The 20,160-nt window shown below is 72.9% G+C and carries 21 protein-coding genes; 8 read left to right on the top strand and 13 right to left on the bottom strand.

The window, feature by feature from the left end:
- Nucleotides 1-71: 71 nt before the first annotated feature.
- The 4 genes from BIU97_RS05445 to BIU97_RS05430 form a co-directional block, all read right to left on the bottom strand.
- A complete protein-coding gene (locus BIU97_RS05445; RefSeq protein ID WP_071297205.1) occupies nt 72-1,685 on the bottom strand; it encodes a dihydrolipoamide acetyltransferase family protein in 1,614 nt (537 codons plus the stop codon).
- A 43-nt stretch (nt 1,686-1,728) separates the two neighbouring features.
- Nucleotides 1,729-2,688 carry an alpha-ketoacid dehydrogenase subunit beta gene (locus BIU97_RS05440; protein WP_071253213.1) on the bottom strand — a complete coding sequence of 320 codons (960 nt, stop codon included), beginning with the start codon at nt 2,686-2,688 and terminating at the stop codon, nt 1,729-1,731.
- An 89-nt stretch (nt 2,689-2,777) separates the two neighbouring features.
- Nucleotides 2,778-3,911, bottom strand: a complete 1,134-nt coding sequence (locus tag BIU97_RS05435) for a thiamine pyrophosphate-dependent dehydrogenase E1 component subunit alpha (RefSeq protein WP_071253148.1) — start codon at nt 3,909-3,911, stop codon at nt 2,778-2,780.
- A gap of 23 nt (nt 3,912-3,934) precedes the next feature.
- Complete coding sequence (locus BIU97_RS05430; protein ID WP_071253150.1) at nt 3,935-5,014, bottom strand: histidinol-phosphate transaminase; 1,080 nt, start codon at nt 5,012-5,014, stop codon at nt 3,935-3,937.
- 50 nt (nt 5,015-5,064) lie between these two features.
- Here BIU97_RS05430 and BIU97_RS05425 point away from each other — a divergent pair, with 50 nt between their 5' ends.
- The 5 genes from BIU97_RS05425 to BIU97_RS05405 all read left to right on the top strand — a co-directional run bounded on the left by BIU97_RS05425 (nt 5,065) and on the right by BIU97_RS05405 (nt 9,690).
- Nucleotides 5,065-5,463, top strand: a complete 399-nt coding sequence (locus tag BIU97_RS05425) for a phage holin family protein (RefSeq protein ID WP_071253151.1) — start codon at nt 5,065-5,067, stop codon at nt 5,461-5,463.
- A gap of 48 nt (nt 5,464-5,511) precedes the next feature.
- Nucleotides 5,512-6,024: a low molecular weight protein-tyrosine-phosphatase gene (locus BIU97_RS05420; protein WP_071253153.1), complete on the top strand. Its 513-nt coding sequence runs from the start codon at nt 5,512-5,514 to the stop codon at nt 6,022-6,024.
- A complete protein-coding gene (gene purB, locus BIU97_RS05415; RefSeq protein ID WP_071253154.1) occupies nt 6,021-7,406 on the top strand; it encodes an adenylosuccinate lyase in 1,386 nt (461 codons plus the stop codon). The genes BIU97_RS05420 and purB overlap by 4 nt, the downstream gene beginning before the upstream one ends.
- A gap of 227 nt (nt 7,407-7,633) precedes the next feature.
- Complete coding sequence (locus BIU97_RS17980) at nt 7,634-8,887, top strand: PT domain-containing protein (RefSeq protein ID WP_071253155.1); 1,254 nt, start codon at nt 7,634-7,636, stop codon at nt 8,885-8,887.
- A gap of 2 nt (nt 8,888-8,889) precedes the next feature.
- Complete coding sequence (locus BIU97_RS05405; protein WP_254782916.1) at nt 8,890-9,690, top strand: L,D-transpeptidase family protein; 801 nt, start codon at nt 8,890-8,892, stop codon at nt 9,688-9,690.
- A gap of 151 nt (nt 9,691-9,841) precedes the next feature.
- Here BIU97_RS05405 and BIU97_RS05400 read toward each other — a convergent pair whose 3' ends face one another.
- A complete protein-coding gene (locus BIU97_RS05400) occupies nt 9,842-10,756 on the bottom strand; it encodes a LysR family transcriptional regulator (RefSeq protein ID WP_071253156.1) in 915 nt (304 codons plus the stop codon).
- A gap of 71 nt (nt 10,757-10,827) precedes the next feature.
- On the opposite strand from BIU97_RS05400, the gene BIU97_RS05395 reads away from it, so the two are divergent.
- Nucleotides 10,828-11,907 (top strand): EamA family transporter, encoded by a 1,080-nt coding sequence (locus BIU97_RS05395; RefSeq protein WP_254782915.1) that lies wholly within the window; start codon nt 10,828-10,830, stop codon nt 11,905-11,907.
- On the opposite strand, the gene BIU97_RS05390 is transcribed toward BIU97_RS05395, so the two are convergent.
- Nucleotides 11,876-12,853: an epimerase gene (locus BIU97_RS05390; protein ID WP_071253157.1), complete on the bottom strand. Its 978-nt coding sequence runs from the start codon at nt 12,851-12,853 to the stop codon at nt 11,876-11,878. The two genes, BIU97_RS05395 and BIU97_RS05390, sit on opposite strands and share 32 nt — an antisense overlap.
- Nucleotides 12,853-13,536 (bottom strand): DUF4166 domain-containing protein, encoded by a 684-nt coding sequence (locus BIU97_RS05385; RefSeq protein WP_071253158.1) that lies wholly within the window; start codon nt 13,534-13,536, stop codon nt 12,853-12,855. The genes BIU97_RS05390 and BIU97_RS05385 overlap by 1 nt, the downstream gene beginning before the upstream one ends.
- Before the next feature lie 48 nt (nt 13,537-13,584).
- Between BIU97_RS05385 and BIU97_RS05380 the strand changes: the two genes are divergently transcribed.
- On the top strand, nt 13,585-14,499 hold the full coding sequence (locus BIU97_RS05380; protein WP_071253159.1) for a cation diffusion facilitator family transporter: 915 nt from the start codon (nt 13,585-13,587) through the stop codon (nt 14,497-14,499).
- A gap of 291 nt (nt 14,500-14,790) precedes the next feature.
- Here BIU97_RS05380 and BIU97_RS05375 read toward each other — a convergent pair whose 3' ends face one another.
- Nucleotides 14,791-15,390, bottom strand: coding sequence for a hypothetical protein (locus BIU97_RS05375; RefSeq protein WP_071253160.1), 600 nt, complete (start codon nt 15,388-15,390; stop codon nt 14,791-14,793).
- A 58-nt stretch (nt 15,391-15,448) separates the two neighbouring features.
- Nucleotides 15,449-16,708 (bottom strand): MFS transporter, encoded by a 1,260-nt coding sequence (locus BIU97_RS05370; protein ID WP_071253161.1) that lies wholly within the window; start codon nt 16,706-16,708, stop codon nt 15,449-15,451.
- A gap of 82 nt (nt 16,709-16,790) precedes the next feature.
- Here BIU97_RS05370 and BIU97_RS05365 point away from each other — a divergent pair, with 82 nt between their 5' ends.
- Nucleotides 16,791-17,669, top strand: a complete 879-nt coding sequence (locus tag BIU97_RS05365; RefSeq protein ID WP_071253162.1) for a LysR family transcriptional regulator — start codon at nt 16,791-16,793, stop codon at nt 17,667-17,669.
- Between the two features lie 92 nt (nt 17,670-17,761).
- Here the strand turns inward: BIU97_RS05365 and BIU97_RS05360 are convergent, their stop codons facing one another.
- From BIU97_RS05360 to BIU97_RS05345, 4 genes are all read right to left on the bottom strand, one after another.
- Complete coding sequence (locus tag BIU97_RS05360; RefSeq protein WP_139195911.1) at nt 17,762-18,532, bottom strand: hypothetical protein; 771 nt, start codon at nt 18,530-18,532, stop codon at nt 17,762-17,764.
- Nucleotides 18,522-19,055, bottom strand: coding sequence for an RNA polymerase sigma factor (locus tag BIU97_RS05355; RefSeq protein WP_083404496.1), 534 nt, complete (start codon nt 19,053-19,055; stop codon nt 18,522-18,524). The genes BIU97_RS05360 and BIU97_RS05355 overlap by 11 nt, the downstream gene beginning before the upstream one ends.
- Nucleotides 19,056-19,162: 107 nt before the next feature.
- Nucleotides 19,163-19,426, bottom strand: a complete 264-nt coding sequence (locus BIU97_RS05350; RefSeq protein WP_071253165.1) for a hypothetical protein — start codon at nt 19,424-19,426, stop codon at nt 19,163-19,165.
- A complete protein-coding gene (locus BIU97_RS05345) occupies nt 19,423-20,082 on the bottom strand; it encodes a hypothetical protein (protein WP_254782914.1) in 660 nt (219 codons plus the stop codon). The genes BIU97_RS05350 and BIU97_RS05345 overlap by 4 nt, the downstream gene beginning before the upstream one ends.
- Between the last annotated feature and the right edge of the window lie 78 nt (nt 20,083-20,160).

The raw sequence follows: 20,160 nt of genomic DNA, 5'->3' as shown, positions 1-20,160 counted from the left end.
CGGCGTCTTCTGCTCACTCGAACGCGAACGTGCGCACACGCGCACGCAGCGCGGCCCGCCCGCCGGACGCGTCAGTCGAGCAGGAGCGCCGGCTCCTCGAGCACCGAGGCGACGTCGTGCACGAAGCGCGACGCCACGTCGCCGTCGACGACCCGGTGGTCGAACGAGGCGCCGATGGTCGTCACCATGCGCGAGCGGACCTCGCCGTCGACGACCCACGGCTTCGGCTTGATCGTGCCCATGGCGACGATCGCGACCTCGCCCGGGTTGAGGATCGGCGTCCCGGTGTCCATGCCGAACACCCCGATGTTCGTGATCGACACCGTGCCGTTCGCCATCTGCTTCGGCGTGGTCTTGCCGTCGCGGGCGGTGATCGTCAGCTGCTCGAGGGCCTGGGCGAGCTCGAGCAGGGACATGTCCTGCGCGTCCTTGATGTTGGGCACGATGAGCCCGCGCGGGGTCGCGGCCGCGATGCCGAGGTTCACGAAGTGGTGGACGATGATCTCGCTGTCGGTCCAGGTCGAGTTCACCGACCGGTTCCGGCGGACCGCCCAGATGACGGCCTTCGCGACGATGAGCAGCGGCGAGACCTTCACCCCGGCGAACGTCGGCGACGCCTTGAGCCGCTTGACGAACTCCATGGTGTGGGTGGCGTCGACGTCGACGAACAGCGACACGTGCGGCGCGGTGAACGCAGACGTCGTCATCGCGGTCGCGATGGCCTTGCGGACGCCCTTGACCGGGATCGTCTCGCTGCGCACCTCGCCCCACTCGGGCGTCTCGATGTTGCGGAAGACGCTCGCCTGCTTCGCGTGGCGGATGACGTCGTCGCGGGTGACCTCGCCGGCCAGGCCCGTGGCGACGATCTCGGTGAGCTCGACGCCGAGGTCCTTCGCGAGCTTGCGGATCGGCGGCTTCGCGAGCACGTTCGTCGCGACGCTCTGCTTGCGTGCGGGTGCGGTGCCCTGCGCGGTGATCGCCTCGGCGGTGCTCGCCTCGCCCGGGTCGGTCGCGGCCTCGGCCGCTGCCGCGGCGTCCGCACTGGAGGCACGGCTCGCCTCGGCCGCCAGCGCTGCGGCCCGGCGGGCGCCCGGCTTCCGGCGGGAGGGCGACGACGTCGCGGAGCCGTACCCGACGAGGACGGCGCCGGAGGACTCGTCCGAGCCCTGGACGGAGGCGTCGACCGCGACCGGCTGGGCCGGTGCAGCCGTGGGCGCAGCGGCGGCAGGCGCAGCGGCGGCAGGCGCAGCGGCGGCAGGCGCAGCGGCGGCGGGAGCAGCGGCGGGCGCCGGAGCGGGCGGGGTCTGCGCGACCGGCGCCACCGGGGCGGGCGCGGCCACGGGGGCGGCGACCACCGGCGAGGCCGGGACGCTGTCGGCGACCGGTGCCGGGCCTCCCGAGGGACCAGCAGGAGCCGTGACCGGCGCGCCGGAGGCGACCGACGCGTCGGAGTCGACGCGGATGATCGGCTTGCCGACCTCGACCGTGTCACCCTCGGACACGAGCAGCCCCGTGACGGTGCCGGCGAACGGCGAGGGCAGCTCGACGAGCGACTTCGCGGTCTCGATCTCGACCAGCACCTGGTCGACCGTGATCTCGTCGCCGATCGCGACGCGCCACTGCACGATCTCGGCCTCGGTGAGGCCTTCACCCACGTCGGGCAGGGGGAATTCGGCGGCGGCCACTACGGCTCCTTCGCGGATCTGGTCGGGCTCGGTGGGGGTCGGGTCAGTAGGCGAGGGCGCGGTCCACGGCCTCGAGCACGCGGTCGGCGTCCGGCAGGTGCAGGTGCTCCAGCTTCGACACCGGGAACGGGATGTCGAAGCCCGAGACGCGCAGCGGCGGCGCCTGCATCGTGTAGAACGCCCGCTCGGCGACCGTCGCGGCGATCTCGCTGCCGACGCTCACGAAGCCGGACGCCTCCTGTGCGATGACCAGGCGACCGGTCTTGCGGACGGACGCGAGCAGCGGCTCCCAGTCGATCGGGGAGATCGAGCGGAGGTCGATGACCTCGCAGCTCGTGCCCTCGGACTCGGCGAGCTCGGCGGCCTGCATGAGCGTGGCGACCATCGCGCCGTGGCCGACGAGGGTGACCTCGGTGCCGGTGCGGGCGACGCGGGTGGTGTGCATCGGGACGTGGCCGTCGACGAGGTCGACCGGGCCCTTCGGCCAGTAGCGCGACTTCGGCTCGAGGAAGACCACCGGGTCCTTCGACGCGATGGCTTCCTGGATCATCCAGTAGGCGTCGTTCGGGGTGCTCGGGCTGACGACCCGCAGGCCCGCCGTGTGCGCGAAGTACGCCTCGGGCGACTCCTGGTGGTGCTCGACGGCGCCGATGTGGCCGCCGTAGGGGATCCGGATGACGACCGGCAGCGACATGTGCGCGGGCAGGCGGTTCGCCATCTTCGCGAGCTGCGAGGTGATCTGGTCGAACCCGGGCCAGACGAAGCCGTCGAACTGGATCTCGACCACCGGGCGGTAACCGCGCAGGGCCAGGCCGATCGCGGTGCCGATGATGCCGGACTCGGCGAGCGGGGTGTCCCGGACGCGTTCGGCGCCGAAGCGCTCCTGCAGCCCCTCGGTGATGCGGAAGACACCGCCGAGCTGGCCGATGTCCTCGCCCATGAGCAGGACCTTGTCGTCCGCCTGCATCGCGGCGGCGAGCCCGGCGTTGAGGGCCTTCGCCATCGGCAGGGTCGGGGTGGGGTCGCTCGGGACTTCGCCGGCGCCCGGGTGGGAGCGCAGGGTGTAGTCGAAGAGCTGCTCGGTGGTGCTCATCAGTGGGCGCTCCCCTCGAAGCCGGCCTCGTACTGTTCGAGCCAGGCCTTCTGCTCGGCGACCAGCGGGTGCGGCTCGCGGTACACGTTGTCGAACATGACGTCGACCGACGGCGGCGTCAGCGCGACCGTGCGGCGGCGGACGTCGGCGGCGATGTCCTCGCCCTCGGCCTCGATCGCGGCGAACTGCTCGTCCGTCGCGCCCTTCGAGCGCAGGTACGCCTCGGAGCGGACGATCGGGTCGCGGCGGACCCAGCCCTGCAGCTCGTCGTCGCCGCGGTACCGGCTCGGGTCGTCCGAGCTGGTGTGCGCGCCGATGCGGTAGGTGTCGGCCTCGATGAACGCCGGCCCCTGGCCGCTGCGGGCGTGGTCGGTGGCGACGACCGATGCCGTGTACGACGCCAGGATGTCGTTGCCGTCGATGAGGACGCTCGGGATCCCGAAGCCGCGCGGGCGGTCGACGAGCGGGGACGGCGACTGCACCGTCACCGGGACCGAGATGGCCCAGTGGTTGTTCTGCAGGAAGAAGACGACGGGGGCCTTCGTCGACGCGGAGAACACGAAGGCCTCGTTCACGTCGCCCTGGCTGGTGGCGCCGTCGCCGAAGTACACGATGGAGCATGCGTCGCGGTCGGGGTCGCCCGTGCCGACGTCGCCGTCGAGCTTCTGGCCGAGGGCGTACCCGGTCGCGTGCAGCGTCTGGGAACCGATCACGAGCGTCGAGATGTGCGTGTTGCCGCGCTGGTCCGGGTCCCACCCGCCGTGGGTCTGCCCGCGGTACATCGCGATGATCTCCATCGGCTCGACGCCGCGCTGCATCGTGACGGCGTGCTCGCGGTAGGACGGGAACACGTGGTCCTGGGCGCGCAGGGCGAAGGCGGAGCCGGTCTGAGCCGCCTCCTGCCCGTGGCTCGGCACCCAGAGGCCGAGCTGGCCGGTGCGCTGCAGGTTGTGGCCAGCGTGGTCGAACCGACGGGTCAGCACCATGCGGCGGTGCATGGCGAGCAGCGTCTCGTCGGGGATCGCCCGCGCAGCGGCGGCGAACTCGGCGTTCTCGTCGGTCTCCACGAACCGCCCCTCGGGGTCGAGGAGCCGGACGGTGGTCGTCGCGGGAGCCGCGGCGCGGAATGACATGCGGGCCAGCGTAGCGGCAGCCATCAGTCGGCCACCTGGAGGTCCCCCACAAGCGAGCGGGCCGTTTCGAGGAGCGTTCCCACAGCCTCGTGCTCGCCGATCGAGATGCGCACGCCCTCGTCGGCGAAGGCCCGGACGATGATGCCGGCGCGCTCGAACGCCTCGGCCGCGACGGCGGTGCCGGGGCCGGTCGGCAGCCACACGAAGTTGCCCTGCGCGTCCGGCACGGCCCAGCCCTGCTCGCGCAGTTCGGCCACGACACGGTCCCGCAGCGTGGCGATCTCGGCGACCCGCTCGAGCAGTTCGTCCTCGCGCTCGAGGCTCGCCATCGCGGCGGCCTGCCCCTGCGCCGTCACGGAGAGGGGGATCGCGCACGCGCGGACGGCGTCGAGCACGTAGACCGGGCCGATGGCGTAGCCGACCCGCAGGCCGGCCAGCCCGTACGCCTTCGAGAAGGTGCGGAGCACGACGAGGTTCGGGTACCGCTCGAGCAACGGGTGGCCGTGCACGGCGGACGCGTCGGTCACGAACTCGGCGTACGCCTCGTCGAGCACGACCAGGACGGACCGCGGCACCGCGGCCATGAACGACGCGAACTCGGCAGCGGTGACGACCGGACCGGTCGGGTTGTTCGGCGAGCACACGATCACCATGCGGGTGCGCTCGGTGACCGCCGCGGCCATCGCGTCGAGGTCGTGCCCGCCGTCGGGACGGTTCGGCACCGGAACGCTCGTGGCGCCCGCGACGGTGACGACGCCGGGGTAGGCCTCGAAGGACCGCCAGGCGTAGACGACCTCGTCGCCGGGGCCGGAGGTCGCACGCGCCAGCTCGTGCAGGATCGCGACGCTGCCGGGCGCGACGTGGACCTCGTCCGCGGTGACGCCGAAGCGCTCGGCGAGGGCGGCACGCACGGCGAGCGCCGTGGCGTCGGGGTAGCGGTTGTACGCGGTCTGCGCCTGCACGGCCTGCACCACACCGGGCAGCGGCGGGAACGGGTTCTCGTTGCTGGACAGCTTGAAGGCGGAGGCCTCGGCCTGACGACCCTGCTTGTAGGCGGGGAGGACGGCGACCTCGGGCCGGATGTGCACACGCTGCTCGCTCACCCGGCCAGGCTACCGGCACGCACGCGGGGACCCGCGGGCATCATGGGTGCATGCGATTCCTCGTCCGCCTCGTCGTCAACGCCGTCGCGCTCTGGCTCACCACGCTCATCGTCCCCGGTGTCACCGTGCACGCCTTCGGCGACCAGGGCACGGTCGCCACCGTGCTGACCTACCTGCTCGTGGCGTTCGTCTTCGGCCTCGTCAACGCCGTCATCGGCACGATCATCCGGATCGTCGCCTTCCCGCTGTACGTCCTGACGCTCGGGCTCATCTCGTTCGTGGTGAACGCGGTCCTGCTGCTCATCGTCGCCGGGATCTCGGAGGCGTTCGGCTTCGGCCTCGACGTCGACTCGTTCGGCTGGGGGATCGTCGGCGCCTTCGTGCTCGCGGTGTTCGCCTGGCTGATCGGCCTGTTCGTCCGGCCGGTGCTGCGCCGGCAGCGCGCGTGACCCGAGGGGACCTCGCGGTCGTCGGCCCGCCTGCGTCATGATGTGCTCATGACCCAGGACGCCGACGCCCCGTTCCGCGTCTCCTTCGTCTGCAGCGGCAACATCTGCCGCTCCCCCATGGCCGGCGTCGTCTTCGCGCAGCTCGCCGCGGACGCCGGCCTGGCCGACCGCTTCCAGGTCGAGTCGGCCGGCACCGGCGACTGGCACGTCGGCGAACCCGCCGACGAGCGCACGATCGCAGCCCTCGCGGCACGCGGATACGATGGCAGCAGGCATCGCGCCCGTCAGTTCGAGCCGGACCGGTTCCCGGACCTCGACCTGGTGGTCGCACTCGACCGCTCCCACGAACGCGTCCTGCGATCGTGGGCACCGACCATGGACGACGCCGCCAAGGTGACGCTCCTGCTGCGGTACGACGACGCCTGGCCCCAGCAGACCGACGTGCCCGATCCGTACTACGCGGACCGCCACGAGTTCGACCGAGTGCTCTCGACCGTCGAACGGGCCTGCCGGGCGCTCTTCCACCAGCTCGAGCCGGCCGTCCGTCAGGGAGCCCCATGACCCCCCTTCCCCCGCAGCCGATCAGCCCGCTCGACGGGCGGTACTACCCGATCGTGCACACCGTGGGCGAGCACCTCTCCGAGGCCGGGCTCAACCGCGCGCGCGTCCTCGTCGAGGTCGAGTGGCTCGTCTTCCTGACCGACCACGCGATGTTCACCACCTCGCCGCTCAGCGTCGACGACAAGGCCGCCCTGCGCCGGATCGTCGAGACCTTCGGCCAGGACCAGATCGCCGAACTCGCCGAGATCGAGGCGACGACCCGCCACGACGTCAAGGCCGTCGAGTACTTCGTGCGCCGCCGGCTGTCCGAGCTCGGGCTCGACGCCATCGCCGAGCTCACCCACTTCGCGGCGACGAGCGAGGACGTCAACAACCTGTCCTACGCCCTGACCGTGCGGGACACCGTCGAGCAGGTCTGGCTGCCGGGCTTCCGCGCAGTGCTCGACACGCTCCGGGCCCTGGCCGTCGAGCTGAAGAGCGTCCCGATGCTGTCGCACACGCACGGGCAGCCCGCGACCCCGACCACGCTCGGCAAGGAGCTCGCGGTGGTCGTGTACCGCCTCGAGCGCGTGCTCGCCCAGATCGAGGGCGGCGAGTACCTCGGCAAGTTCTCCGGCGCGACCGGCACCTTCTCGGCACACCTCGCCGCCGACCCCGAGGCCGACTGGCCGACGCTGTCGCGCGAGTTCGTCGAGGGCCTCGGGCTGACCTGGAACCCGCTCACCACGCAGATCGAGTCGCACGACTGGCAGGCCGAGCTGTACGACCGGGTCCGGCACGCCAACCGCATCCTGCACAACCTGGCGACCGACGTCTGGACCTACATCTCGATGGGGTACTTCACGCAGATCCCGGTGGCCGGTGCCACGGGCTCGTCGACGATGCCGCACAAGATCAACCCGATCCGCTTCGAGAACGCCGAGGCGAACCTCGAGATCTCGTCGGCGCTGTTCTCGACGCTGTCCGAGACGCTCGTGACGAGCCGCCTGCAGCGCGACCTGACCGACTCGACGACCCAGCGCAACATCGGCGTCGCCTTCGGGCACTCGCTGCTCGCGCTCGACAACCTGCGTCGCGGCCTGGGCGAGATCGCCGTGAACGAGACGCGGCTGGCCGAGGACCTCGACCACAACTGGGAGGTCCTCGCCGAGGCGATCCAGACCGTCATCCGCGCCGAGGTGACCGCGGGGCAGTCCTCGATCGAGGACCCCTACGCCATGCTCAAGGAACTCACCCGCGGCAAGCGCGTCACCCAGCAGGACCTGGTGGCGTTCGTGAACGGCCTCGACATCTCGGACGGCGCGAAGGCCCGGCTGGCGAACCTCACGCCGGCGTCCTACACGGGGCTGGCCGACGAGCTCGTCGACCACCTGGAGGTCTGACCGACCACGCAGGTCGCGTCCCGGACGCGACCACCTGACGGACGGGAGGCCCGTGGCTGCGCAGCCACGGGCCTCCCGTCCGCCGTCCGGTCACCACGTGACGGATCGCATCCGACAGGTGCGGAAACCTGACCGTATTGATAGGTTCGATGTGCTGAGTACATCTCAGCACGGGGGGAGTCGCAGTGGACGAGCCCTGTCAACCGACCGGATGGACCTCCAACACCGTGATTCGTTCCCGCATCACCGCGGCCGCCATCGGCGCCACCGTGCTCGGCGTCAGCGCCGTTCTCGTGCCCACCGCCTCCACCGCCCAGACGAACGTGGTCGGGGCCTCGTCGACCGTGACGTGGGCCGACACGGCCTCCGCGTTCAAGGCCGTCCCGAACTCGGACACGATCCCCCTGAACGACCAGCTGTACTTCCTGCCGCTGGGCAGCTCGGACGCCGAGTCGATCACCGACGTCGCCACGCTCGACGAGGACGGCCTGTCCGTCTCCGACGGTGAGGGCGGCGTCGCACTGATCCGCGGCCTGACCAAGCCGGTCGGCGCGACGGACCTCGGTGCACTCGCCGGCAGTGTCCAGCTCACGACCACGGGCGCGACGAGCTTCGCCTTCGCCGTGCAGGCGAAGGACGACGCGTCCGACCAGTCCGTCTACTACTCGGTCGACGGCGAGTGGTACGACGCGCGGACCGGCGAGACCGACACGACGGCGGAGTTCGCCGCTGACCTGAAGCGGGACGGCTCCGAGGTCGTCGGCTACATCGCCTTCGTCGGCGTGGACGTCGGCGCCGACCTCGCCACCCCGCCGCCCGCCACCGACGAGCCGGCACCGACCCCGACGGACGAGCCGACCGCCGAGCCGACCGCTGAGCCGACGGCGGAGCCGACCGCTGAGCCGACGGCGGAGCCCACCGCCGAGCCGACGGCGGAGCCCACCGCCGAGCCGACCCCGACGGAGATCCCGTCCGCCGAGCCGACGGCCCCCGCCGTCCTGCCGGACGACCTGAAGACCCTGGCCGCGCCGCTCGAGTCGAGCTCCCAGGCGCTCGCCGCCGACGCCAGCGGTTCGATCAGCGCCCTGCGCGTCGACGACACCACGACGTACTTCACGCCGCAGCCGACCGCAGCCGTGCGTGCCGTCGCAGCCTCCACCAGCCTGACCGAGGCCACCACCACCGGTGTCCGCGTGCAGGGCTCGGGCTTCGCGCCCTACGAGACGGTCACCGCAGCCATCGGTGACGAAGCGGACGCCACCGTGATCCCGGGCGTGCAGTTCACCGCGGACGCGGACGGCAACGTCAGCGGCTCGATCGTCCTGCCCGCCGACCTCGTCGACGCGGCCGGCACCTACGCGCTGGGCCTCGTCGGTCTGTCGTCGGCGCAGTCGGCCACGACCGCGATCGTCATCACCGCCGATGCGGGTACCGCACCGGTCGCCGTCCCGGTGCCCGGAACGGCTGCCTTCACGGGCTGATCTTGCCGATCCTCCCGACCGAGCCACGGCGGCGCGCGACCCTGGTCGCCGCCGCCGTGGCCGTCGTCTGCGCGGGGGCGGTGGCGTTCGTCGCCCTCGGCCCCCTGTCAGCGGCTCCCGCCCCCACGCCCACCCGGTCGGTCGCCGCCTCGACGCCGACCCCCACCCCGACGCCGTCGACGTCACGGGCACCGGTCGACGGTGTCGACGCCCCCGCGAGCACCACCGTCGCGGCTGTCCGCGGCGCCGAGGTGCAGGTCAGCGCGACCGCGGGCGGCGCGGTGTCCCAGACCCTGTCGAACCCGCAGGAGTCCGGCGCCCCGCGCGTCTTCCGCGTGGTCGACCAGCAGGACGGCTGGGTGCAGGTCCAGCTCGCCCAGCGCCCGAACGGCTCCGTCGGCTGGGTGCGTTCGAGTGCGGTGTCCCTCTCCGAGGACCCGTACGCGATCGTCGTCACCCGCTCGACCAAGACCCTCGACCTGTACAAGGACGGCGAGGTCGTCGAGAGCTACCCGGTCGCCACGGGCACCGGCGGCACCCCGACGCCGACCGGCAGGTTCGCGCTGACCGAGCTGCTGGCCCCGACGAACAGCGGCTACGGCCCGTACGCCTACGGCACGACGGCGTTCTCGGACGTCCTCAACTCGTTCGGCGGCGGCCCCGGCCAGATCGGCCTGCACGGCACCGAGGACGCGTCGAGCATCGGCACCGCCGCCTCGCACGGCTGCATCCGCATGCACAACGACGACATCACCGCGCTGGCCGAGCTGCTGCCGCTCGGCACGCCGTTCCAGGTGCGCTGACGCCCGCGCTCGGCGCTCGTTCGCTCGGCGCTCCTCGCTCCCCGCTCCCTTCGTGAGCAGCAATGGTCGGGTCCCGTGACGGGACCCGACCATTCGTGCTCACGAAGCGGGCCCGTCGTGCCGCACGGTCGGACGGGGGTGCGCAACCACCTCAGGTGGTGACGTGCCGCGCCTCGGCGACCAGGGCCTCCAGGACGGTGCGCACGACCGGACGCACCGCGCGGTCCGGCCGGACCAGCGCCTCGATCCGCCGACCGGCGCGCACGTCGGCGAGTTCCGCCAGGTGGAAGCGGGCCGCCGCTCGGGTGCCGGACGTGTACCGCGGCACGAGGGCGATGCCGTGTCCCGCCGCCACCAGGTTCTCGATGACCGGCAGGTGGATCGTGCGGAACGCGACGCTCGGCGGGGTGTCGGACGCGGCGGCCATCGCGTGCAGCACGCGGTCGATGGGGTAGCCCTCGGGGACGCCGATCCACGTCTCGCCGACGACCTCGTCGACCCCGACCCGGTCGCGTCCGGCCAGCGGGTGCCCCGGCGGGAGCGCGACGTCGAGCGGTTCCCTGAGCAGGGGCACCGTCTCGAGGGCCGCCTGCCCGGTCGGCCGGACGCCGTCGGACCGGTGCCCGACGACGACGTCGTGGTCGGCGGCGAGCGGGGCGAACTCCCCCTCGCTGACGTCCACGTCGACCAGCGTCAGGTCGATGCCGAGGTGTGCGCGCATGCGCGTGAGGACCCCCGGCAGCAACAGCTCGGCGGCCGAGGGGAAGATCGCCAGGTCGACCCGCCCGGTCGCGCCGCCGAGGTGCTCCTGCCAGGCGGCGTCGACCCGGGCGATCGCCGTGGCCACGCCGGCGGACAGGCCGGCGAGCACCTCGCCGTGCGTGGTCAGCCGCACGCCGCGACCGACGCGCTCGACCAGCGGGACGCCGACCTGGCGCTGCAGCGTCTGCAGCTGCTGCGAGACCGCACTCGGGGTGCGGTGGGTGGCCTCGGCGACGGCGGTGACGCTGCCGCGCTCCGCGAGTTCGCGCAGGACGGCGAGCAGCTGCACGTCGAAGTCGACCATGCAGGGAGGCTACAACGTCGCTCGCAGACATTTCGCTGGTCCTGAACGATGTCTAGCGCCACCATCGGAGCATGAGCACCCGCGACCGCGTCCTCGCCCTGGTCGTCGCCGTCGTCTGGGGGCTGAACTTCCCCGCGACGGCCCTCGCGCTCGAGCACTTCTCGCCGTTCCTGCTCGCGGCCCTGCGGTTCACGATCCTGGCGGTCCCGACGCTGCTCGTCGTCCCGCGACCGCGGATCCCGTTCGGGCGGCTGCTGCTCGTCGGCCTCGGGCTCGGCGTGCTGCAGTTCTCGTTCCTGTACCTGAGCATGGCGTCCGGCATGCCCTCCGGGCTCGCGTCGCTCGTGCTGCAGGCGTCCGCGCCGTTCACCGTGGTGCTCGCCGGGGTGTTCCTGCGCGAGCGGCTGACCGGGCGACAGGTCACCGGCGTGACGGTCGCGGTGGCCGCCCTGGCCGTGATCGCCCTGCACCGCTCGCAGACCGCGGCACTGCTGCCGGTTGTGCTCGCCCTGTGCGGTGCCCTCGGGTGGGCGATCGGCAACGTCGCGACCCGTCGGGCCGGAGCGGCGAACCCGCTGCACCTGACCCTCTGGTGGTCGGTCGTGCCGCCGATCCCGATGGCCGTGCTGTCGTTCGTGGTCGAGGGGCCGGACCGCATCGGCGCCGCGCTCGGGACCGCCCTGACCCTGCGGGCGCTGCCCGCCGACCTCGGGCTGCTCTACATCGTCGTCGTCGCGACCCTGGTCGGGTACGGCATCTGGTCGCGGCTGCTCGCGACCTACCCGTCGAGCACCGTCGCCCCGTTCTCGATGCTCGTGCCGGTCGTCGGAGTCCTGGCGTCGTGGGCGGCGTTCGGCGAGGTGCCCGACCTGGTCGAGGTCCTGGCGGGGGCCGTCGTGGTGGCTGCCGTGCTGTGGTCGTCCCGCCCCGCACGGTCCGTGCGACCGGGGCGTCCCCTCCGACCGGGGCGTCCCGTGCGGCCGGGCCGGGGTGGGCTCGGCGCCGAGGTCGCGGAACACGCCGCAGCCGCGTCGCCGAGGTCGCAGGACGTGCCGCCCGAGCCCGTCGCGAGCGGCAGTCCGCGCGACCTCGGCGGGACACCGCACCCCGAGCCGACGGTCAGCCCCGGTGCTGGCGGCGCTCCGCGATGATCTCGGCGAGCGCCCCGCGCAGGTGCGGGTAGCGGAACTCGTAGCCGGCCTGCGTCAACCGCGACGGCACGACCCACCGGCTCTTCAGCACGAGCTCGGTCTCGGTGCGGATCGCGAACGACCCGACCTCGAGCATCCACCGCCACGTCGGCAGGCCGAACCGCCGCCCGACGGCGTCGCGGAGGGTCGCCATCACGGTGCGGTTGTCCGACGGGTTCGGGCTCGAGACGTTGACCGGCCCCTCGATCTCCGGGTGGTCACGGACGAAGCGCACCACCCCGAGGACGTCGGCGATGTGCACCCAGCTGAAGCGCTGCCGGCCGTGTGTCGGGCGGTGGTGGTGGTACGTGCCGGCGCGGAGCCGGGAGCGCGTCGGGAACCACGGGCCGTCGTACTGCGGGCCGCCGAGTCCGGCCTGCGCCAGACGCAGCAGGGGCACCAGCGCGCTGCCGTCGCCGAGCACGATCGCCATCCGCAGTGCCACCCGCCGGGTCTGCGGCAGGTCGGCGTCGAAGAACGCGCCCTCCCACGCCCGCGCCACCGAGACCGAGAAGCCCTCGCCGAGCTCGCCCGTCTCGTCGTCCTGCGGACGGTCGTCCGCGTGCCGGTAGATCGTCGCCGTCGAGGCGTTCAGCCACAGCGGCGGCGGGTGCTCGGCCGTGCGGATCGCCTCGGCGAGCTCGAGCGTGGTGTCCACACGGGAGCGCATGATCTCCGCCCGGTTCCGCGGGCCGTACCGGCAGTTCACGCTCTTGCCCGCCATGTTCACGACGAGGTCGGCCCCGTCCACGAGTTCACGGATGCGCATCGTGTTGCCCCACACCGCGTCGCCGGACCGGCCGACGGTGACGACGCGGTAGCCCTCGTCCGCGAACGCGTTCCGCAGGTGTTCCCCCACGAAGCCGCTCGCTCCCGCGATCACGACCTTCGGCTGCTGCTCGACCATCAACGTCCCCTTCCCGGACCGGCATCGGGCACGACGGCGTACCGGAACGCCCCCTCGTACCGGTACAGCGTGCCGAGCACCGGGGCCGAGAGCACCAGGGACACGCGCTGCACGTCCGCTTCGTCATCGAATCGTTCCACGAGCGTCACGCGCGGCGAGACGACGGCCGGGAGGCGCACCTCGCGTCCCAGCGCACGGAACGACACGTGCGTGGAAACCAGGCGCAGGGCGCCCGCGTCCGGACCGTGCGCGTCGACCTGCGCCCGGAGCCGGGCGCTGACACGCCCGCGGCGACCGAGGTGGTCGACGAGGCCGGCGGGCTCGGCGGTGATGGCGTCGACCATCGTGCGGCTGCCGGAGCGGAACCGGAAGGTGCGGTGTGCGCGGACCGCGGGGCGGGCCTCCTGGCCGGTGCCGGTGCCGGTGCCGCGTCCGACGCGGACCGGACGGTTCTCGACCGTGAACGGGACGTCCCGTTCCCACACCGGGAACATCACGGCGTCGCGGGCGAACACGGAGAGTACCGGCCAGAGCCAGCGGCGGGGTGTGCCGACGACGGTGAAGACGCCCTCGCCGCGACCCACGTGGCCCGGCGGGATCGCCCCGAAGTACGTCCGGAGCCGTGGGTGCAGCCGCGCCAGGACGTCGGGCGGTGTGGACAGCTGGTAGGGCGACCGGTGCACCCTGCCGATCCTGGCACGTCGTCGGTGCGGGTCAATACGATGACGGGCATGGGTCACGACCACGGACACGCGCACGGGCACGCGTCCGAGCGCGCGCTGCTCGTCGCGTTCTGCATCTCGGCCGCGATCCTGCTGGCCGAGGTGGTCGGTGCGGTCCTCACCGGCTCGCTCGCTCTGCTCGTCGACGCCGGGCACATGGTGGTCGACACCGGCGGGCTCGGCATCGGCCTGGTGGCGACCCGCCTGGCCCGCCGCAGCCCGACCGCGCAGCGCACCTGGGGCTTCCAGCGCGCCGAGGTGCTCGGTGCCACGGCGCAGGCGGCGATCCTGCTCGCGGTCGGCGTCTACGTCGTCATCTCGGCGGTGCAACGGCTGTTCGTCCCCGACGAGGTCCACGCCGGACCCCTGCTCGTCTTCGGCGTGGTCGGGCTCGTCGGCAACGTCGTGGCGTACGCGGTGCTGCTCCGGGCCTCCGGCGAGGGGTTCACCTCACGAGCCGCCCGGCTCGAGGTGCTCAACGACACCCTCGGCTCGGTCGCCGTCATCGTCGCCGCGGTCGTGCTCCTGCTGACCGGGTGGGAGCGTGCGGACTCCGTCGCCGCGATCCTCATCGGGCTGCTCATCCTGCCGCGGGCCGTCCGGCTGCTCCGCGAGACGGCGAACGTGCTGCTCGAGGCGACGCCGCCGGGGCTCGACCTCGACTCGGTGCGGCGGCACATCCTCGAGCTCGACCACGTCATCGCGGTGCACGACCTGCACGCGACCCTGGTGGCGACCGGCGTCCCGAACCTCACCGCGCACGTCGTGGTGGACGACCACTGCTTCTCGACCGCGCACGCCCCGGCGATCCTCGACGAGCTGCAGCAGTGCGTCGCCGAGCACTTCGACGTCCCCGTGGAGCACTCGACGTTCCAGCTCGAGCCGGTGTCGCACCGGCGGCACGAGCACGACGTGCACGCGTAGCGCGGCTGCGCGGCGCGGCGCGACGGGCGGCGGCCGGCCGGGCGCGGGCCGGGCGGGCCGAGCCGGCTGGCACCCGGTTCGCGACGATCCACCAGTCGATCGACGCGTGTGCCGTCGCACGGTGCACACGCATCGGCTTCGTGCGCATGTTCCGACCGGACACGAGTCGATCGTCACGTGGTCTGTCGCAGACTGCACACGCATGCACGCACGCGCCGACTCCGACCGGCAACCGGCGGCCGGCCCGCGGCCCGGGCCCCCGGCCCCCGGCTCGCGGTGCCCGCCCCCGCGTCAGCAGTCGTCGGTGCGCGTCGGGTACGCCGTGATGACGCGGTCGGTCGTCGCCGAGACGATGACCTTCACGAAGGGGTCGGCGTCGGGGCGCGAGCCGTCGTCGAACCGCACGGGAGCGGCGTAGCAGACCTTGCCGTCGCCGGCGTCGAGCGGGAACCCGGTTCGCGGGTCCTCGAGGGCGGTCTGCACGGCCGTGAGCATGGCGTCGTCCCAGTCCCGCGAGCCGTGGCCGGCGACGACCTCCTGCCAGTCGGCGGTGTGCCGGACGCGGATGTGCTCGTAGCCCTGTGCCGAGGTGCCGCACTGCATGGTGATCCGTCCGAGCGCGTCGGTGTCGTACTCCGCCACGGCGGACCGGCTCGAGGACCCGCACCGGTCGAGCACGTCGCCACCGGGCAGGTCCGGCCCGGTGCGCGTGATGGTGACGGTGCCGTCGCCGGACGGTGCGGGAGCGGCGCCCCGCGTGGTGGTCGCACCGCCGATGGTCGGGTCGTCGGTGCCGCGCTCGGCCGTCAGGTACACGCCCCCGGCGACGAGACCGACCGCGATCACCGCGGCGAGTCCGGTGACGACGGACCGGTTGCGCTGCTGGGACACGCGCCCAGTATGCCGGAGGCGGCACGACCGCGGGGTCGTGTCGGTACGGCGCACCCGATCAGGCGCGCGCGGCCAACCGGACCCCGGCGACGACGGCCAGCACGGCGACGAACACGACGTACCCGATCAGGACCGGCAGCGTCGGGACGACGAGGAGCGCGGCGCCCACGGCCACGACCGGCACGGTGAGGCCCGCGTAGGCGATGAGGAAGGTCGCCGCGAGCACCCCGCCGCGCCGCTCCGGGCCGACGAGCGCCCCGGCGCTGCCGATCGCGGCGCGGAAGAGCAGCCCGACACCGGCGCCGGCGACGACCCCGCCGCCGATGAAGCCCGCCACCTGCAGCAGGACGGCCGCGACGGCCAGGACCGCGAGGCCGCCGACGAGCAGCACCAGGCCGAGCCGGATCTGCGCGCGCTGCGTCAGCCGGGCGAAGACGATCTGCGAGAGGGCACTCGCGGCGAACACGCCGAAGGTCGTCGCCCCCGCGGCCAGGCGGTCGGTGACGTGGAACGTGGTGCCGAGGAACGTCGGGGCGACGGAGGTGAACAGCCCCTGCACGGCGAGCGCCGCGAAGGCCGCGGTGCCGGCGGCCCAGAAGGCGGCCCCCTCGCCGTCCGGCGCCTGCATGCGCTGGGGTCGGTACGGCACCGGGGCGGTCGGCCGGTCCACCGTCTCGGGCGCCGCGAGCACGAGCACGAAGGCCACGGCGAGCGCGACGACGAACACCACGTACGGCACCACGAGCGGACGGGCGACGAACTCGGCCAGCGCACCGCCGACGAGCGCGCCGAGCGACAGGCCACCGAGGTTCACCGCACCGGCCGCGACGCTCGCCCCCTTCGCCGCGGCGTCGGAACCGGTCGCCCGCACCCGCAGCTCCCCGAGGTGCGCGGTGGCCGTCGCCGTGAGCAGTCCGACGCCGAGGCCGGTGACGAGTCGCGCGACGACGAGCCCCGCGACGTCGTTCCAGAGCAGGAACAGCACGGCGGCGACGAGCTCGAGGGCGATCGACACGAGGACGAGGGGTCGCCGGCCGTGCACGTCGCTCAGGTGGCCCGCCAGGAACAGGGACACGACGACGCCCACGCCGTACGCCGCGAAGACCACGGTGGTGGTGAAGGTCGGGAACCCGTCACGCGCCTGGTAGACGACGTACAGCGGTGCGGGCACCGTCGCGAACGCCATGACGGCCAGGAAGGCGAACGCGACCGCCCAGAACCCGAAGCCGTGCCGCCGCCGGGTGTGGGACGGACGGCCGCGCGGTGCGGGGACTCGGTCGGCCGCAGCTGCGGACGTCGGCTCGGTGACGGTGGTCATGGCATCGATGCTCCCGCTCCGACGCCATCGAGTCCAACGGATCGTCTTGATGTGCGGCATCGATCGGGTCGATGATCGACCGGTGGAGACCCGTCTGCTCGAACAGTTCGTCGCCGTCGCGTCCGAGGGCGGCGTCACCCGTGCCGCCGAACGGCTCTGGACGGCGCAGTCGACCGTGTCCGCGGGCATCGCCTCGCTCGAACGCACCCTCGGGGTGCGGCTCTTCGACCGCACCGGTCGACGGCTCGTCCTGACCCCCGCCGGCGAGGACCTGCTCCCCCACGCCCGCGCGGTGCTCGAGTCGCTCGACCGGATGCGTGACCTGGCGACCGTCGACGACGCCGACCTGCGCGGCCGGGTGCGCCTCGGCATCTTCACGAGCATGGACATCGTCGACCTGACGGGCGTCCTGCAGCGGTTCCGGCGACGGCACCCGCTCGTCGCCGTCGAGTTGATGACCTCGCCGTCGGGGACGACCGGTCTCGTGCAGGACCTGGTCGCCGGACGGCTCGACCTCGCCTACTCGGGCCTGCCGGTCGTGCCCGCCGGCGTCGTCGTGGAGCCGTTGCGGGAGATGCCCTTCCGGGTGTTCACCGCCCCGGACCACCCGCTCGCCGACCGGTCGTCGGTGTCGCTCGCCGAACTGGCCGACGAGCCCTTCGTCGACACGGCGCACGGGTTCGGCAACCGGATCATCCTCGACGGTGCGCTCGAGCGGCTGGGGATCCGTCGCCGCATCGTCGCCGAGATGAACGACATGCCCGCCGTGGTCCGGTTCGCCTCGGCCGGCCTCGGGGTCGGGGTCGTGCCGGACTCGGGGGCGCGGTACGACGGCGCTGTGCTCGACCTGGAGGACGACGTCGAGCCCCTCCGCATCGGCCTCGCCGTGCGGTCGAGCCCCGAGCCCAACCGTGCCGTGCGCACGCTCGCGCGCGACGTCGTGGCGGCGCGCGTCGCCTGACGACGGCGCCCGTCGTCCGGGCGGCGCACGTCCGGGGTCCCCCACCGACGGACGGGAGGCACGGGTCGTCGCCGCCCCGCGCCTCCCCGCCGTCAGTCCCCCCAGAACGTCGCGATGAGTGCGGGCAGGAGCCCGTCGGTCGGGACGTTGGTCTGCTCGATGGTGATCCAGGTGTCACCACGCGTGTAGTACGTGTATGCCTTCTCGACGCCGTACGGTTCGACGATCCCGCGGGACTGGCAGAAGGTCCCGCCGTCACGCTCCGCGCACGTCCCCCCACCGTCGTACGCGGGGAACTCCTCGATCTCCTGCTGGATGACGGCTTCGGTGGCGGTGCCGGCCCGGACCTCGATCCCGGAGATGTCCGCCCTCGGGTCACGCCACGTGCAGGACACCTTCGACTCGACGCCCTCTCGGTCCTGGCCGTCCGGGACACGTTCCGTCCCGGACGGCGGGTCCTGCTGGGTCAACGGCGTCGAACCGAAGAAGCGGTCGTAGTCCGCCGCCGAGACGAGCGCGCGACAGTCGGTCGGGATCGTCGCGACCGTGGACGGCGGCGCCTGCGTCGGCGTGGGGGTCGGAGCATCCGTGATCGGCGCCGAGGACGGGGTCGTTGCGGACGGCGAGGGTTCGGGCTGCTGGGTCTGGGTGGGGGCCGCGATCGGGTCGACGTCCTGCTGCGACAGGGACAGCGCCACGGCTCCCGTCGCCGTCCCGATCGCCAACAGTCCGACGACACCGAGCGCGATGCCCGGGCGGAAGCGGCGGCGCTCCGGGCGCGGGGTGGCACGTTCGAGGACGTTCTGCTTCATCGAGACGAGCATGCGGTGCAGGTCGTCCCCCTGGGGAGGCTCAGTGTTCATCGTGCATCACCACCTTCTTGAGTCGGCGTCGGTTGCGGGAGACCCGCTGGGTGACGGCGCCGACGGTCAGACCGAGCGCCTCGGCGGCCTCGGCGTAGGAGTGCCCCTCGAGCAGGCAGAGCTCGCAGATGCGGCGGTCGAGGTCGGGGAGCGCGGCGATCTCGGCCCGGACCCAGCGGAGGGTCTCGCGGGCCTCCTCGTGGTCGGCGGGTGCCGCGAGGTGCTCGGGCAGCTCGTCACCGCGACGACGGGCCTGCTTGCGTCCGGTGTTGAAGGCGTGGTTGCGGCAGACGACGAGCAGCCACGGGAGCACGGTCTCCGCCGGCAGGTCGAGGGTGTCCGCGCGCTGCCAGAGCGTCAGGAACGAGTCCTGCACGATCTCCTCGACGTCCGACCGGTCGTCGACGAGCGCCCAGGCGTACCGGGTGAGCGTGGCTGCGTACCGGTCGAACGCCCGCGCCAGTGCGCCGGTGTCGCCCTGCGCCATCGCGCGGACGAGATCGGTGTCCGTCTCGGTGGTCACGTCCACATCCCACCTCCTTCACCCAGAGGTGTCGCGAGGACCCGCGGACCTGACAGGACCGTGCCGGATCCGTGACCTCGGGCGTGTCGGCGTGGACGGCTCAGCCGTCAGTGGAAGTCGTCGCCGTCCCCGGAGCCGGGCGTCTTGTGCCCACCGAGCATGTCGTTGTCGTCCTGGTCGCTCGACGAGGCGAGCTGCAGCATGGCGAGCACGACGACCACCACGATGAACGCGATGCCGAGGAAGATCACCGCGAGCTGCAGTTCCCGCGTCGAGAACAGCACGACGAGCCCGGTGAACACCGCGACGATGGCGGAGATCCCGAGGAGCTCCACCGGGCGGAGACGGTCGCGTCGGCTGGGGGTGGTCATGCGAGTGGTGCTCCGTCCGGGGCGGCGGCCGGTGTGGCCGTTCCCCACTTGTGCGAGAGACCCGCGATCACGTGGAAGACCGCGGTGATGGCGAGGTAGGCGCCGAACAGGCCGACGAGGACGATCGAGGCATCGAGCGTGCCGCTGACCTCCTCGACGCCGCCGAGCTGCTGCGAGTAGTCCGGCGGGGTGAGCAGGAACGCGACGGCGAGCAGCAGGGTGAGGCCGCCGATCGTGGTCCAGTCGCGGGCGAAGGGCGACCGGCGCCGGGCCCGGAGGCCCTGCGTCAGCTCGAGTGCCCCCGTGAGCACGGCGAACGCGACGACGACGGTGATGAAGGCCGGCAGCCCGAGTCCGTTCAGGGCGAAGCCGGCGACCGCTGCGAGCAGCGTGATGACGGCCTGCAGCACGGTGGTCCGTGCCGCGCGCCCGTCGAGCGGGAGTCGTCGGGTGCCGGCGAACAGGAGCACGAGCCCCTCGACCAGGGCGAAGGTGCCGAAGAGCACGAGGCCGTAGCCGGCGGCGTGGTTCGACGAGAACGTCACGACGAGGGCGATGACCGCGGCGGGGACGGCCCGGAGGATCGGGATCGGCCAGTAGCGTGCGCGCTGGTTCGCGTCGTGCACGGTGGTGGCGTCGTCCACGGTGTCGGACACGGGACCTCTTTCGGGCATGCGGATCGTGATCTCGATCCTACCGCCGGTCCGGCGCGCACCCGACCGGCGGGGGTCTGT

The organism is Curtobacterium sp. MCBA15_009, from assembly GCF_001864895.1.
Classification (GTDB): Bacteria; Actinomycetota; Actinomycetes; order Actinomycetales; family Microbacteriaceae; genus Curtobacterium.
The sequence above is the reverse complement of the archived record's forward strand: the minus strand, read 5'-3'. Positions and strand labels throughout refer to the sequence as shown.